Source organism: Granulicella sibirica, assembly GCF_004115155.1.
GTDB lineage: Bacteria > Acidobacteriota > Terriglobia > Terriglobales > Acidobacteriaceae > Edaphobacter > Edaphobacter sibiricus.
This window is the reverse complement of the sequence record NZ_RDSM01000002.1, coordinates 1,116,893-1,132,679: the sequence shown is the minus strand read 5'-3', so window position 1 is coordinate 1,132,679 and position 15,787 is coordinate 1,116,893. Positions and strand designations below refer to the sequence as shown.

Here is a 15,787-nt window from a genome sequence, read left to right as displayed (position 1 = left end):
GGAGTGATGAGCATGAGCGTGATCGAAGACGGTAAGCAGGATCAAAGAGCGAAAGAGACGGCGCCCACGCAGGCACCTCCGGCAAGACCACGGGGGTTTCTTGTTCTTGCTGCGATCGCAGCAGTAGCGCTTTTCGTGGTCATCTTCCTCGGCATTCATAGCCGGTCGGCTGCGGCGAGTGAGCTTGGGAGCGAAACAGAGTCGTCCGCGGTGCCGATCGTGAGCGTGATTCAGCCGAAGTCGAATACCTCCGCGGAGGAGGTCGTTCTGCCGGGCAACACGCAACCACTCAACGATGCGGCGATTTATGCGCGGACTAATGGATATCTCAAGAAGTGGTACTTCGATATTGGCGCGCATGTGAAGCAGGGGCAACTGCTTGCTGTGATCGATAGTCCTGAGGTGGATCAGCAGCTGGAGCAGGCAAAATCGGATTTGAAGAACGCGCAAACGACGGAAGAGCTTGCGCAGATCACGGCTGACCGCTGGAACGGATTGCTGAAGACGAACTCCGTGTCGAAACAGGAGACGGATCAGTACGTGCACGAACTGAGTGCCAGGCAGGCCACGGTGGCTTCGATGAAGGCTAACGTCGATCGCATTCAGCAACTTCAATCTTTTGAAAAGGTATATGCGCCATTTACGGGTGTAATTACGGCGCGTAACACGGACATCGGGGCGCTGATCGATGCGGGTTCGGCTTCGGCTCCGAAAGAGCTGTTTCATATATCGGCGACGGACAGGCTTCGCGTCTATGTCGCGGTTCCAGAGGTTGACAGCCGCGCTGCCGAGACGGGCGCAAAGGCTACGCTGACGTTCGATGAGTTTCCGGGTGAGACGTTCGAAGGGACGATTGTGCGGGATTCGGATTCGATCGATCCGGCGTCTCGTACGTTGAATGTTGAGGTGGACCTGAACAACGGAAATGGCCGGGTGAAGACAGGGGCTTATGCCTTTGTACATCTAAAGATGCCGCGCGTTGCGCCGACTGCAGCTGAAGCGCTTGTGGTGCCCGCAAATACACTTCTATTCCGGTCAGAGGGGCTTCGAGTTGGCGTGGTGAGGGATGGGAAGGCGGCTCTGATCCCGATTACGATTGGCCGTGATTTTGGCTCAACGGTCGAGGTGATAGCCGGCCTGCGAGCGAGTGACCAGGTGATCGTGAATCCGTCGGATTCGCTGACGAATGGCACCGAAGTTCGTGTCTCGAAGCAGTAGCGGGACGGTTTACGCAATCGTGCGGTCTCTGGATGTTTGGTTTGCTGATGTATTTGCAAGCTCTGCCGATACGGGAATGGAGGACATGGCGCAGGAACGTCTGATGCGATGGCAAGGCTTGCCATCGCGCACACCTGCCGTGTCCTCGCGATTCCTAAATTGGCACCCGGGACGAGAGTTACCGTTCCAAAAAGGGTGACTAAAGGTTCCACGGGCTGCTTCTAAAGTATTACCTGCCTGATCCGATGAACGCGCTGGAGGCTCCTTATGGTCCAGCGGCACACCGTCTCACGCGTTTATTTGTCTCTCGTGGCGCTGCTTCTTGGTGTGCTCGTCCTTGGGTGTGGTCCGCGGACTGATCCGGGGTATGTAACGATTACGGGCAGCGGTAGTTCGTGGTGGCCGGAACTACGATGCAGCTGCACGCGATCGACACGAGCTTTTCGAAACAGACATCCGATGTAACGGGGACGGCGACCTGGACCTCGTCAAGCCCTGCCGTGGCCACGGTAAGCAGCACGGGTCTCCTGACGGGCGTGGCTTCCGGAAGCGTCACGATTACCGCTGTTGTCTCCAGTGATAAAGGGACCTTCGGCGTCTCGGTGGGAGCTGCCACTGTGACCGCTCTTACCGTTAGTCCGCAGAATGCCGCGCTCTCCGCAGGGCAAACCCAGGCGTACACCGCAAGCGCCAGCTACACGGACAAGACCACCGGAGCACCTTCCGGAGCTACATGGAGCGTCTCTCCAACAAGCGTCGCTACCATCAACGCGACCACAGGATTACTGACGGCTGTTGCGAACGGCTCCTACAACGTCACTTGCGTAGCCGGGGGGCAGACCGCGACTGCGCCTGGAACGGTGAACACCGCCCTCCCCTCATCCATCGCGATTACTCCCGTTACGGCGAGCGTCGCGGGGGGAAAGACGCAACAGTTTACTGCCACTGGAAGGTATGCCGACGGCAGCATGATCGACCTTAGCGGGAGCGTCACGTGGAGCTCGAGCAACCCCTCCCTGCTGACCATCACCTCCACGGGCCTCGCCACGGCCGCCGCAGTCACGACCTCCGGGACAGTCACCCTGACCGCGACGCTCGGCTCCATCACGTCGAACGTCCCCGTGCAGGTGACTCCGGCGGCCACCGTTACTTCGCTCTACGTCAATCCAACAAGCAGCAGCATTGCGCAGGGATCTGCCGAGCAGCACACCGCGACCGCCATCTACTCCGACGGGAGCCAGCAGGATGTCAGCTCCCTGGTTACCTGGGGTGTCTCGGGGACGGTCAATGCTACAAGCAACGTGGCCGGCGGCTTGGGAGCACATGGGCGCAGTGTTCGAGGTGCGGTGGACAGTGATTCCGTCGCCAGCGTCGATCAGGCGGGCATCGACCAGGCACTCTCCCCGGGGACGACGCAGGTCACGGCGTCGATGGGGCCGGTTCAGTCTGCGAGCGTCGTGATTGTCACCCCCGCGACGATCTCTTCTCTGGGCATTCAGTCCTCGGACGCTCTCTTTCCCATCGGGTCCAAGCAGCAGGTCATGCTGATCGGGAAATTCTCCGATGGAACTACGCAGGATCTCAGTCTGTCCGGCAACTGGCAGAGCTCCGATCCCTCTGTTGCGACGATCGACAGCGGTACAGGCTGGGCGCTGGGCATTGCGGCAGGCGCCGTGCACTTCACGGCGAGTTTCGGCGGCCTGACGGCAATATCTCCGGTGTTCCAAGTTCTTCCTCCTACGCTTATCTCGACCATCATCGATATGGACGACGCGGCGGCCGTTGTGGGCATCCCGCAGCATGCACGCCTTATCGGGAACTACTCGGACGGTACGATTCAGGATCTGACCACGCTCGCGACGTGGGTCTCGGACGATCCGTCCGTGTTTTACGTCAGCTCCACTGGGGCGGCGCAAGCACTAAGCCTGGGGTCAACACAGATTTCGGCAACTGTTTTCGGTAAGACAGCCGTGAGAAGCGTCTCCGGGGTCCCGCTCACACTCAACTCGATCATCGTCCTGCCTGCGAACTTCAGCTTCGCTCTTGGGACCACGATGGACTTTATCGCGATTGGCAACTTCTCCAGCGGCGTTCAGGGCGATATCAGCCCCGTGGTGGTCTGGACCTCGAGCGATCCGGCGGTTTTGACGATTGATGGAAATGGCAGAGCGAAGAGCGGAAAACTGGGCACCACCACGGTCACGGCGACGCTTCTCGGAATCTCGCAGGTTAGCGTGCCAGTTACCGTCTCTGCCGCCACACTGCAGACCCTTGCGATCTCCCCCAGCACGGCGCAGATCGCTGCCCAGACCGCTCAGCAGTACACCGTGACGGGTTTCTTTAGCGATGGGACGATCCAGGATTTATCACCCGATGCCATCTATTCTATTTCCGACCCGACGGTCGCCACTGCGGATAATGATGGCACAGTGACTGGGCTGAAGGCGGGTGCCGTTCAGGTATCGGCAAGCATCTTTGGACAGACTGTCACCGCCCCGCTCACGTCCACGAACGCCACGCTCTCGTCAGTCTCCGTGACGCCTGCGGATAGCGAGCTGCCGGTAGGCGTCAACCTGGCGATGAAGCTGATGGGAACCTTTTCGGACGGAACGACGCAGGATCTCAGCGCGGATGCGGTCTGGTCCACGCCCACACCCTCCATCGTCAACGTCATCCTGAACGGCCAGGTCGCGGGGGTGAGCCCCGGGGCGGGCTTCGTCCAGGCGCAACGTGGGCTGTTCAGCGGGGCCACGAACATTACCGTCACGAACGCCAGGGTGAGTTCGCTCGTGCTTACACCCGCGAGCAACACCATCCGCAAGCTCCAGAATAAGGCCATAACGCTGCTCGGCACCTTCAGCGACGGACACGTTCAAGACCTGACTGTTTTCAACGGCTTCTTCTCCGTCGACAATCCGCAGGTGGCGGCCGTCATCGGTGTTCCTCCCATCTACGGTGTGGGAGTCGGCACCGCGACCGTCACGGCTGCCTTCCAGGGCCTGGCAGCCTCCTCGACCTTCCGGGTTGAGAGCAACGTCGTCACCTCGCAGGGCGTCACGCCTGCTAATCCGACTATCACTGCCGGGACGACCCAGAAGTTCAGTGACATCATCACGTACGACGACGGCACTACCGACGATGTTTCTTCTTCGACTACATGGACGTCCAGCAACCCCGCTGTGCTCAGCATCGACTCCACGGGCCTTGCCACGGCTCAGAGCGTGAGCAGCGCGCTGACGGTGACGATCACCGGTGTCTCCGGGGCGACGACGTCAGCCGCAACGGTGACCGTGCAACCCGCAGCGGTTCCGCCGACGGGTCCGACGCTTACGCAGATCAGCGTGAGCCCCACGAGCAGCCAGATCGCCTTCGGAACGCCAGTGCAGTTGACGGCTTTCGGAACCTACTCGGATGGAAGCTTGCAGAACCTGAGCGCCACCGCAACGTGGACGACTTCCAATGCGACCCTCGCCACAGTGAGCTCGACGGGCCTGGTGACCGGCAAGGCGGCTGGTCTCGTGAGCGTTCAGGCGCAGGTGGGAGGGGTGCAGGCCACGGCGTTCGTGCAGGTGACGAATGCGACGCTCACCTCGGTCGCGATTAGCTCGAGCGGCGCGAACCTGGCGATTGGAAGCCCGCAGCAGTTCACCCTGACTGGAACGTTCTCCGACGGAAGCATGCAGAATCTAAGCGCGTTTGCGGCTTGGACGAGTTCCGCGCCTGCGGTGGCGACGATCTCAAACACGGGGCTCGCTACGGGCGTGAGTACGGGGTCGGTGCAATTTACCGGGTCGTATGGTGGGAAGACAGCAACGACGACTCCGGTGCAGGTGAGTTCGGCAGCGCTAGTTTCGGTTGCTCTCACGCCCTCGAACCCGACTTTCGCGAGGGGCACGCAGCAGCAGTTCAAGCTGACGGGAACGTATAGCGATAGCACGACGCGGGACCTCACGGAAAACGCGACTTTTGTCAGTTCTAATCCGGCCGTTGTCGTGGTCTCCGGGAGCGGACTGGCGACTGGGGTGGCACCTGGGAACGTGCGGATCACTGCCTCGGCCAGTGGCCTCGCCGCGACGACCCAGTCTGTGACGGTGACTGCGGCCACGCTTGCCTCGATTGCGATTACCCCGAACAGCCCCAGTTTCGCGAATGGAACGACGCTGCAATTCACTGCGACTGGAACTTTTTCGGACGGTTCCACGCAAGACCTCAGCACGCAGACCCTTTGGACCTCGAACAATCCGCAAGTATTGACCATCGATACGAACGGTCTGGCGACTGCTCGTGGTGTGGGGAGCGCGCAGGTTACGGCGACGTTCAACGGGGTGACAGGCACTACCGGAGCGGTCACGGTGACCTCGACCACGCTGACGAATCTGACCATCTCTCCGACGACTGTGCAGATTGCGAAGGGAACGACGCAGCAGTTTACCGCGACCGGGACCTTCGCCGATGGTACGAGACAGAACCTTTCGACAAGCGTGACCTGGACGAGTTCGAACGGCGGCGTCGTCATGATCAACGCTGCCGGCCTGGCTACGGGCACGGGCGTGGGCTCGGCGCAGGTCACGGCGAGCTACCAGGGTATGAGCGCGTCGACGACGGCGTTCTTGGTTACGCCGGCGACGCTTGTTTCGGTGGCGTTTAGTCCTGCGAACCCGACCGTTGCGGTGGGAAGCACCACGCAGGTTACGGTGACCGGAACGTTCTCGGATGGGAGCACGCAGGATCTCTCAAGCATCTCGGCCTATAGCTCTTCGAATCCAACGGCGGTCACCGTGAGCCCGACGGGACTCATCTCTGGAGTGAGTTCGGGGACAAGTACGATTACCGTGCAGGTCGATGGTGTAACGAGCACGTTCACGGCAACAGCAAGGGTCGTGACCCTGGTTTCGGTTGCAATCGCTCCTTCCAGCCCGGCTGCCTTTGCCAAAGGGACGACGCAGCAGTTCGCCGCTACCGGAACTTTCTCCGATGGGTCGACGCAGACCCTTTCGACTGGAGTGGTATGGATCAGTTCAGATCCAACAGTATTCACCGTCGACATGAATGGGCTGGCGACCGCGACGGGTGTTGGTTCGGCGCACTTGACGGCTACCTATCAGGGGCAGACCGCGACTACGTCTACTTTCCAGGTGACTCCTGCGGCGGTGGCGTCGATTGCGATCACCCCACCGTCTCCGAGCTTAACGGCGGGAGGGACGCAGCAGTTTACCGCGACCGCGACCTATACCGATGGGACGACGCAGGATATCTCGAACACCGTTTCCTGGAGTTCGAGCAACGCTGCCCTGTTGAGCATCGATAGCTCTGGTCTTGCCACGGCTCATACGACCGCTACCATCGCGACGGCGACCATCACGGCTCAATTGGGTTCGACTGTCTCGACCGACACGGTGACGGTGCAGCCGATAGGCTCTGGTAATCCCACGCTGAACTCGATCGTGGTCAAGCCGACAAGCAGCCATGTTGCTACGGGAACGACGGAGCAGTTGACCGCGATTGGCACCTACTCGGATGGAAGCAGCAAGGACCTCTCGGCGACGGTTACGTGGACATCGGCGAATACGGCGAACGCGACGGTCAGCAGCACGGGACTTGTGACCGGCCTGCTGCCAGCGCTAGTGGATATCGAGGCTCAGATGGGCACCGTGCAGTATAGCGGGGTGGTCCATGTGACCGCCGCTGTGCTTACTTCGGTGGCTATCAGCCCGAGCGGAGCGAGCTTTGCGGCAGGAGTGACGCAGCAGTTCACCCTTAAGGGTACGTTCTCGGACGGAAGCACGCAGGATCTGAGCTCATCGGCCACCTGGAGCAGTTCGGCGTCAGGCGTAGCCTTTATCTCCTCGACAGGGCTTGCGGTCGGAGTGGCCCCCGGAGCCGTTCAGTTCACTGCGACCTATATGGGGCAGAGCGCGACAACGGCCGCTGTGCAGGTAACGCCGGCTTCGCTGACTTCGATCTCCATCGTTCCGGGGAGTCCGAGCTTTGCGGCGGGAACGAGCCAGCAGTTCGAGGTCATCGGCACGTTCTCGGACGGATCGACGCACGATCTCACCGACCTTGCTACCTTCGCGAGTTCAAATGTCTCGATTCTTGATGTGTCGGCGAGCGGGGTCGCGCGCGGGGTCGCGCCGGGCTCAAGCCAGATTACGGCTACGGTGGATGGGCAGAGTGTTACGACGCCGTCGGTCACCGTGACGCCGGCGACGCTCGTCTCGATCGCGATCACTCCGGCGAGCCCGAGCCTTGCGAATGGTACGACTGCACAGTTCACGGCGATTGCGACCTTCTCGGATGGGACGACGCAGGATGTGACCACGCAGGCGACCTGGACGTCGAGCAACCCGCAGATTCTGACTATCGATCAGAACGGTCTTGCGGACAGCGACGGGACGGGAAGCGGATCGGTCTCCGCAATGCTGAACGGCGTGACGGCTACGAGTGGAACGGTGTCGATTACAGCGGCGACGTTGACCAGCCTTGCGATCTCCCCGGCGAATGCCCAGGTTGCGAAGGGCACCACACGGCAGTTCACCGCGACGGGAACCTTCAGCGACGGGTCGACGCAGAACCTATCGACAAACGTGGCCTGGACGAGCTCGAACGGGGCCATCGTTGCGATCAACGCGAACGGCCTGGCGACTGGAGAGGGGACGGGTGCAGCGCAACTCACGGCGAGTTATCAGGGACAGACTGCGTCCACGAGTAGCTTTACTGTGACACCGGCGACGCTGGTCTCGATCGCGTTCAGCCCGGCAACTCCGAGTGTCGCGGCGGGAACAACGGCGCAGGTGACGACGACGGGAAACTTCTCGGATGGAAGCACGCAGGATCTTTCCGGGAGCGCTACCTATAGCTCTTCCGACCCGACGGTGGCCACGGTCAGCGCGACGGGCCTGGTGAGCGGCGTCGCTCCGGGCACGAGCGTGGTGACGGTTACGGCCGGTGGGATGACGAGCACGTTCACGGTGAATGTGACGACCGCTACCCTTGTCTCGATTGCGATTACGCCGGGGACTCCCGCATCCTTTGCGAAGGGGACCACGCAGCAGTTCACCGCGACCGGAACCTACTCGGACGGAACGACGCAGAATCTCTCCTCGTCGGCGACCTGGACGACCTCGAACGCTTCGGCGATCACGGTCGATAGCCATGGGCTGGCGACGGGTGCGGGTGTTGGCTCCGCGCAGTTGACGGCTACCTACCAGGGTCGGAGCGCCACGACACCGAGCGTGTCGGTGACTCCGGCGGTGGTGGCTTCGATCTCCGTGTCGCCTCGTAATCCGAGTATCACGAGCATCGCGAGCCAACAGTTCACTGCGACGGCGACCTACACCGACGGAACGACGGCGGATGTTACCGGAACAAGTACATGGAGTTCCAGCAATACGACCGTCGCCACCGTCAACGCGAGTGGGCTTGCTCAGGCGCTTGCGCCCGGGACAACAACGATTCAAGCGGTATCCGGGAGTTTCTCGAGTTCCACAGTGCTTACGGTGACGCTGGTCTTTGCGCCGACGCTTCTGTCGGTCGCGGTGACCCCTGCGAACGGAAGCGTTGCGGCGACCACGAATCTACAGTTCCATGCGACTGGCACGTACTCCGATACGAGCACGGCTGACGTGACGGGATCGGTGACCTGGTCGAGTTCGACGCCTGCCGCTGCCACGATCAACGCCGCTGGGCTGGCTACGGGGATCGCCGTCGGGACGACGACGATTCAGGCTACCTCGGGATTGATCAGCGGTTCGACCGGACTTACGGTCACGACTGCCCCGGTAACGCTGGTGAGTCTCGCGATCACGCCGGCTTCGGCTTCGATTGCGAAGGGGACAGCACAGCAGTTCACGGCCACGGGAACGTACTCGGATGCCTCCACGCAGAACCTTACGACACAGGTCACCTGGTCTTCGTCGGCCGGTTCCGTGGCGAGCATCAACAGCAGCGGCTCGGCTATGGGAACCGGGGCGGGGAACACGCAAATCACGGCCACCTACCTCGGGCAGAGTACGATGGTGACTCTGACGGTCAGCCCGGCTACGCTTGTGTCGCTTGCCGTGACGCCAGCCTCGGTGAGTGTGGCGGCTGGTACCGGGCAGCAGTATCGCGCGGTTGGAACCCTAAGCGATGGCTCGACGCAGGATCTGACGACGTCGGTCACGTGGTCCTCGAGCAATACGGCGGCGGCTACGATCAGCGCTTCCGGTCTGGCTTCGACGACGAGCGTTGGTTCTTCGACGATCATGGCGCAATCGGGCACGGTGAGCAACACGGCTGCCCTGAACGTCACCGCGGCGACCGTGGTCAGCGTGCAGCTTACGCCGTCTTCGGTGTCTCTGGCGGCTGGTGGGGTGCAGCAGCTCATGGCGACGGCGACCTTCACCGATGGCAGCTCGCAGGATGTGACCACGAGCGCGACCTACTCGACGTCGAATGCGGGTGTGGCCACCGTCGATGTGAATGGGAAGTTGACCGCGGCGGGAGCGGGCATGGCGACGATCACGGCGACACTTGGGTCTGCCTCGGCTACGCTGACCGCGACTATCAGCAATGCGGTGCTGACCTCGATTGCGATCACGCCTTCTCCGGTCAGTCTCGCGGCTGGTACAAGTCAGCAGCTTACGGCTACCGGAACGTTCTCGGACGGAAGCACGGAAGATCTAACGAACACCGCGACCTGGAGCAGTTCGGCTCCGGCGACGGCCTCGGTCAGCTCTACGGGGAATGTGATCCAAGCGCAGGCCGGTAACGCCACGATTACGGCTGCCAGCGGAGGTGCTAACGGTACGGTCATGGTCACGGGAACAAGCGCGGTGGTGACATCGATCTCCGTGAGTCCGGTATCCGTGACCCTCGCTGCCGGGCAGACGCAGCAGTTTGCCGCGACCGCGACCTTGAGCGACAGCACGCAGCAAACGATCACGGCCTCGGCGCACTGGAGTGTTTCGAACCCGGCCAAAGCGACGGTCGGCGACTCGGGCGCGAGCAAGGGCTTCCTGACGTCGAGTGCGGCGGGAACGATCACGGTGCAGGCCACCTCCGGTGGAGTGACCGGGTCGGCTACGGTTACGATTCAGCCTGCGCAGCTTAGTTCACTGACGATCAGGCCGGAGTCGATCTCACTTCCTGCAGGAACGACGCAGGCGCTTACTGTGACCGGCGTCTATACCGACGGAAGCACGGCGAACCTGACGGTCTCGACCACCTTCACAAGCGCGAGCCCTTCGACTGCGGCGGTGAGTGGAAGTGGAGTCGTTCAGGGCGTATCGGCTGGGTCGACGACTGTTACGGCCACGGTTCAGGGGGTATCGGCTGCGGTACCGGTGACGGTGACAGCGGCGGTGCTCAGCTCTATCGCCATTACGCCCGCGGCGCCGAGCCTTGCGCTTGGTCTGCACACACAATTGACCGCGACGGGAACGTACACCGACGGCAGTACGGCCAACATCAGCTCCCAGGTGCAGTGGACCTCGTCTGCACCTTCTGTGGCGACGATCAGCAGTACGGGGCTGCTGACCAGCGTCGCGACGGGCTCGTCCACGGTCGCGGCTGCACTCAACGGTATCAGCCAATCTGTTCCGGCGACGGTCACGGCGGCGGCGCTCCAGAGCATCGCGGTCCTGCCGGTGGGTACCAGCATTCCGCTTGGCCTGTCGCAGCAGATGCAGGCGATCGGGACCTACACGGACGGGACTACGCAGGACATCACTTCGATGGTGACGTGGTCCTCGCAGACACCGGCTGTCGGCGTCGTCAGCTCGACCGGTGTAGCGACTGGTGTTACGACCGGGTCGTTCCTGGCGAAGGCGACGAAGGGAGCGGTGACTGGCAGCGTCTCGGTAACGATCACGAGCGCGGTTCTGCAATCGATCGTCGTTACTCCGGCGAATCAGCCGGTCGTCAATCTGCTTCAAAATAGCGTGCAGTACACCGCAACGGGACAGTACAGCGATGGAAGCATGCAGAACATCACGAACAGCGTGCACTGGGCGATTACCGGGATCGTGGTCGGATCGATCACACAGACCGGGACGTTCTCTCCAATCGGAGTCGGCCTGGGCACAGTGACGGCGACGTCCGGCGCTATCTCCGGATCGACCAACGTCCTTGTGGTGTCAGTGCTGTAAAAAGTTGAGCCCGGATCCTAGCCGAAGAGGGCTGGGGTCCGGGCTTAAAGATTCTGGCCGAAAGAACTCCTCGTTCAGATTCTTTCCTCGTGGAGGAAGGGGGCCGAGCGCCTTATCGAACTTTTACTTCGCGACAGCGAGACATGATCGTGGCGTGCAGGCGGCTCTGCAGTTCGGGAGAGAAGTCGTAGATCTCGTTATCCCGATACACTTCGATCGTCTGCTTGGTCGTGTCGAGGACTACATGACAGTGATGGCACTCGGCGATGTGTCCTTGCACTTCCGCGAGGAGCTCGGCATCAATCTGTCCGTCGAAGTAGTCGGTAAGCTGGCTGAGAAAATCAGTGCAGGTCACGGCTTGGGGCCCTCGGTCTTAGTCTGCCGGAAATAACGGCTGAGACGTTCGCGTAATTGTAAACGCGCTCTCAGAAGTCTCGACTTGACGGCGGGAACGCTGAGGCCAAGGGCTTCGGCGGTCTCTTCGGTCGACAGGTTTTCGATGTCGCGGAGAGTGAAAACGGTTCGAAAACCTGGCGGTAACCCCTGAATTGTCTTCCGGAGGATGTCACCGAGCTCGGAAGTCCCGAATTGCTGCTCCGGATTTGGGCTCCAATCGGCAAAGTCGCGCGGGATGGAACCCTCATCGGTCTGAACATTTTCGTCCATTGAGACGGTCTTGCTCGTCTTACGCTTGCGCAGGCGCATCAGGCTCTCGTTTACGGCGATGCGGACGAGCCATGTGGAAAACTTGGAGTTCCCTTGGAACTGGTCGAGCTTCTCGTAGGCTTTGAGGAAGGCATCCTGCGTGATGTCTTCAGCGTCTTCGCGGTTCTGGGTGATGTGCTGGGCGACGCGGAAGACCTGACGGTCGTACTGGCGGACGAGTTGCTCGAAGGCTGCGGTGTCGCCTTCTTTGGCGCGCGCAACGAGGGCGACGTCCGGATGAATCTCTACCGGGACGAGCGTATCTACCGGAATGGTGGGCGAGGCTGCTGACATGAGTGGCACTGAGAGGGATCTGGCGAGAGCGGCTGGAAAGCCGAACCGATTACATCGCTCAAAGGCCATACTAAATGGCTACCGCTTCTAGGGCAACGCGGGAGGCTCCGAAACGGTAACGCCGGTGTAGGCTGGGACAATGCGCGTGCGGATTGCGTATCCGTTGTGGTTCGTGCACGGGTTCCGTTGACGCACGGTGCGATAAGAACAGCTAGAGTCATGATCATGCAGTGTGCTGGAAAGCAGAGGATTGGGTTGGGAAGTTGGCTTGGGATGCGGGCGGGGGCCCTGCTGATCTCTTTTCTGGCGTTTCCGGCAATGGGAATCACCGAGGTCAAGAAACCGGTGCACGCCCATTCCAAGGCGAAGACGGCAAAGACAGGAACTAAGACCTCAACTCCAAAGAAAGGCCCTACGAAGGCGGGCGCCAAAGAACACGCAACGAAGGGAGGGAAGAGTGTGGCGACCAAGCATCCACGGTTGGCTGGACATGCAGACCCTGTCGCCGCGCCGGTGGCCACCGCGCAGAGTATTCGTCTGACGAGCGCGTTTCTGGCCTCGTCGCAGCTTCGTCCGATGGCGCAGCAACTTGCGTCGACTCGATCGGCTGCCGCCTACGACGGGGTCTCGAGCTACGCAAAGGGGCATCCGGGCGACGGGGCGGCGACGGCGTTTCTCGCTCTGGGCCATGCATACATGCTCGATAAGCGATATCCAGAGGCTGCCAACACGTACCGGCAGGCGGGTGCGAGTGGCGACGCGCTGAGCGATTATGCGGATTATCTGGGAGCGCAGGCCGCGCTCGCCGCCGGGCATGGAGCCGATGCCTATGGACTGCTTGATCACTTCGACGAGAGGCATCCGGGAAGCATCTTCGTGGCAAATGCCCCGGTTCTTCTGGCCAATCTGTATCTTCAGCAGAACAACCCCCAGGGCGCGTTGAATGTACTCACGCCGATTGATGGTTCTCCGCAGTCCGTTCACTCCGACTTTCGCTATGCGCTCGGGCGCGCGTACCAGATGAACGGCGATACCGCTCGTGCGACGCCGGTCTTTCGCACCATCTTTCTGAGCCAGCCTCTGACCGCTGAAGCGTCACAAGCCAGAACCCAGCTTGCTGCCATGAATGTGCCATTGACTGCGGGCGAACGAAAGATCCATGCGGACGCGCTCTACAACGCAAAGCGCTACGGAGAGGCAAGCCAGGAGTATCACGCACTTGAAAAGAATGATCCAGGGCTGAGCCAGGGGGACAAGGATGCACTGGAGATCTACGCTGCGGTTTGCGACTTGAAGCTGAAGCGCCTGAGCCGTCACGACGTGGAGAAGCTTCCGCAGACGGATGATGACAGCGCGGCGCTCAAGCTATATCTGCTTTCAGAGCTTGCTCGTAACGAGAATGACGTGACGGGAAACGATCGGCAGGTAGCCGAGTTGGTGAGCCGGTTCCCCGCGAGCCGGTGGACCGAAGAGGGTCTCTATTCGGGCGGGAATATGCACCTGCTGAAGCACGAGCAGGTGGAGGCGATCTCGAACTACCAGACGCTGGTGCGTCTGTTCCCGAAGAGTACTTACGCGCCATCAGCTCATTGGCGGGCGGCATGGATGAGCTACCGGTTGCGTCGCTATACCGATGCGGCTCGGTTGATGGATGAGCAGATCACGATGTATCCAGCAGGAATCGAGGCCCCTAGCGCGTTGTATTGGCGAGGGCGGCTCTACGAGGATGAGGGTGGGGACTTCGGCCAGGCGGCGAACTATTACCGATCACTGACGACCAACTATGTGAACTTCTACTACGCCGTGCTCGCTCGGCAGAGGCTCGCCGTGATTGGGGCTAAGGCCGTGACCGTTTCGGCGGCAGCGCCTCTCGCGTCGGTGAGGACCCCAACTGTTCCGGAGTTGACGGGAGAGTTGCCTGAGAACGATCCGCACTTAATCAAGGCTCGCCTGCTTGCCAATGCGGCGCTCAATGAGTACATCGGTCCGGAGATCCAGGCGAGTGCGACCTCGGGGCAGTGGGGTGCGCTCGCGCAGGCGGAGATCTACGCGTCGTTCGGCGAGTACACGCGCGCGCTCCAGTCGATGAAGCATAGCGGCATCTCGTTCTTCTCGATCCCGATGAGCCAGGTTCCTTCGATTTATTGGCGGCTCCTCTTCCCGCAACCGTATTGGAGCGACCTGGTCGCTGACTCACAAAGGAACGGACTTGATCCACACCTCGTCGCGTCTCTGATCCGGCAGGAGTCCGAGTTTAATGCTGGAGCAATCAGTCCGGCAAACGCCTACGGACTGATGCAATTGCTCCCATCCGTCGGGAAAGCCGCTGCGAAGAAAAATGGTCTGCGTGGGTTTGACGCCCGGCAGCTCTTCAATCCATCGACGAATCTGCTGCTGGGGACGACTAATCTGCGCGAGGTGCTGGATCGCTTCGGCGGCCAGGCGGAATACGCGTTGGCAGCCTACAACGCGGGCGACACGCCTGTTCGCCGCTGGCTATCAACGAACGACTACAAGGATGTCGCGGAGTACGTCGAGTCGATTCCATATTCAGAGACGCGGGAGTACGTGCAGGCAATTCTGCGAAATCGTGAGATGTACCGGGCGCTCTATCCTGTGCACTAGAAGGTAGACTGAAGTACGGGCCCGGATGGTGAAATCGGCAGACACAGCGGACTTAAAATCCGCAGGAGATAACCCTCCGTGGGGGTTCAAGTCCCCCTCCGGGCACCAACCCAAATAAGGCACTTATTGCCTCCAAGTCATCGCAGCATTTCAGGACTCGTGCCCGGGTGGCTGCCTCCGTTCTCTTGGGGCGGCCATACCCGACGTCTCGACCTCCATTTCTGGGGTACTCTGTTGCGACCATGAAAATTCTGGCCTGGGTGTTGGGCTTGACGGCTTTGATTGGATCCTGCCCACTCGGTGTGAACTGGTTTGCGGCGAGGGACGGCCTGCAGGAAGCCGTAGTGGCTTCCGCGAAGGCGCGCGACGATATTCGTAGTTGGCAGGAGACTGTACGGATGGACGCGATGAAGACAGAGTCACAGGCTGAGAAGATCCGCTTTGACGTTCGAAACGACGAAGTCGCGATCGAAAGCGCTCGTCTTCAGGGTACCGGCGTTGATGAGGCTGAACGACGACTGAGTGCGGATCAGAGGAAACAGTCAGAATTGCAGGCGACCCTGAGAGAACAGCAGGCGCTGGCTTCGGCGGCAGAAGATGACCGGGTTGCCGCTGCGAGAAAGAGACTCGAGGCGGCTCGGTCCTCCGCCAACGTCTACCGGGATTGGCTGGCGCTGGATGAGAAGCTTGCGTATGCCTTGGGCGTGGTGTGGATGGCCTTCGGGGTCGTTGTGGCCTTCATGCCGAAGAAGTGAGGGCCTGGCAGTGGAAGCTGCCAGGCCCTCGTCTTGCGGAGTTTAAAACGTTCGATCGAA

The 15,787-nt window shown here is 61.0% G+C and carries 6 protein-coding genes and 1 tRNA gene; 5 read left to right on the top strand and 2 right to left on the bottom strand.

Features of this window, described 5'->3' with window-relative positions; translation table 11 throughout:
• Positions 1–12: 12 nt before the first annotated feature.
• Together GRAN_RS15605 and GRAN_RS15600 are read left to right on the top strand one after the other, a co-directional pair.
• Entirely contained in the window at positions 13–1,218 is a 1,206-nt protein-coding gene (locus tag GRAN_RS15605; RefSeq protein ID WP_192898022.1) for an efflux RND transporter periplasmic adaptor subunit, read from the top strand.
• Positions 1,219–1,613: 395 nt separating this feature from the next.
• Positions 1,614–11,348 carry an Ig-like domain-containing protein gene (locus GRAN_RS15600; RefSeq protein ID WP_338323444.1) on the top strand — a complete coding sequence of 3,245 codons (9,735 nt, stop codon included), beginning with the start codon at positions 1,614–1,616 and terminating at the stop codon, positions 11,346–11,348.
• Between the two features lie 112 nt (positions 11,349–11,460).
• Here GRAN_RS15600 and GRAN_RS15595 read toward each other — a convergent pair whose 3' ends face one another.
• Together GRAN_RS15595 and GRAN_RS15590 are read right to left on the bottom strand one after the other, a co-directional pair.
• Positions 11,461–11,703, bottom strand: a complete 243-nt coding sequence (locus GRAN_RS15595; protein ID WP_128913903.1) for an anti-sigma factor family protein — start codon at positions 11,701–11,703, stop codon at positions 11,461–11,463.
• Positions 11,700–12,347 carry a sigma-70 family RNA polymerase sigma factor gene (locus tag GRAN_RS15590; RefSeq protein ID WP_128913902.1) on the bottom strand — a complete coding sequence of 216 codons (648 nt, stop codon included), beginning with the start codon at positions 12,345–12,347 and terminating at the stop codon, positions 11,700–11,702. The genes GRAN_RS15595 and GRAN_RS15590 overlap by 4 nt, the downstream gene beginning before the upstream one ends.
• Positions 12,348–12,566: 219 nt before the next feature.
• On the opposite strand from GRAN_RS15590, the gene GRAN_RS15585 reads away from it, so the two are divergent.
• The 3 genes from GRAN_RS15585 (at position 12,567) to GRAN_RS15575 (ending at position 15,727) form a co-directional block, all read left to right on the top strand.
• Positions 12,567–14,972 (top strand): lytic transglycosylase domain-containing protein, encoded by a 2,406-nt coding sequence (locus GRAN_RS15585; RefSeq protein ID WP_241654671.1) that lies wholly within the window; start codon positions 12,567–12,569, stop codon positions 14,970–14,972.
• Between the two features lie 19 nt (positions 14,973–14,991).
• Positions 14,992–15,080, top strand: a tRNA-Leu gene (locus GRAN_RS15580).
• A 134-nt stretch (positions 15,081–15,214) separates the two neighbouring features.
• Positions 15,215–15,727 carry a hypothetical protein gene (locus tag GRAN_RS15575; RefSeq protein WP_128913901.1) on the top strand — a complete coding sequence of 171 codons (513 nt, stop codon included), beginning with the start codon at positions 15,215–15,217 and terminating at the stop codon, positions 15,725–15,727.
• The last annotated feature ends 60 nt before the right edge of the window (positions 15,728–15,787 follow it).

Excerpts from the sequence above, each read along its gene's own strand:
- GRAN_RS15605 (WP_192898022.1), top strand. The coding sequence starts at position 13 with ATGAGCGTGATCGAAGACGGTAAGCAGGATCAAAGAGCGAAAGAGACG.
- GRAN_RS15590 (WP_128913902.1), bottom strand. The coding sequence starts at position 12,347 with ATGTCAGCAGCCTCGCCCACCATTCCGGTAGATACGCTCGTCCCGGTA.
- GRAN_RS15585 (WP_241654671.1), top strand. The coding sequence starts at position 12,567 with ATGATCATGCAGTGTGCTGGAAAGCAGAGGATTGGGTTGGGAAGTTGG.
- GRAN_RS15575 (WP_128913901.1), top strand. The coding sequence starts at position 15,215 with ATGAAAATTCTGGCCTGGGTGTTGGGCTTGACGGCTTTGATTGGATCC.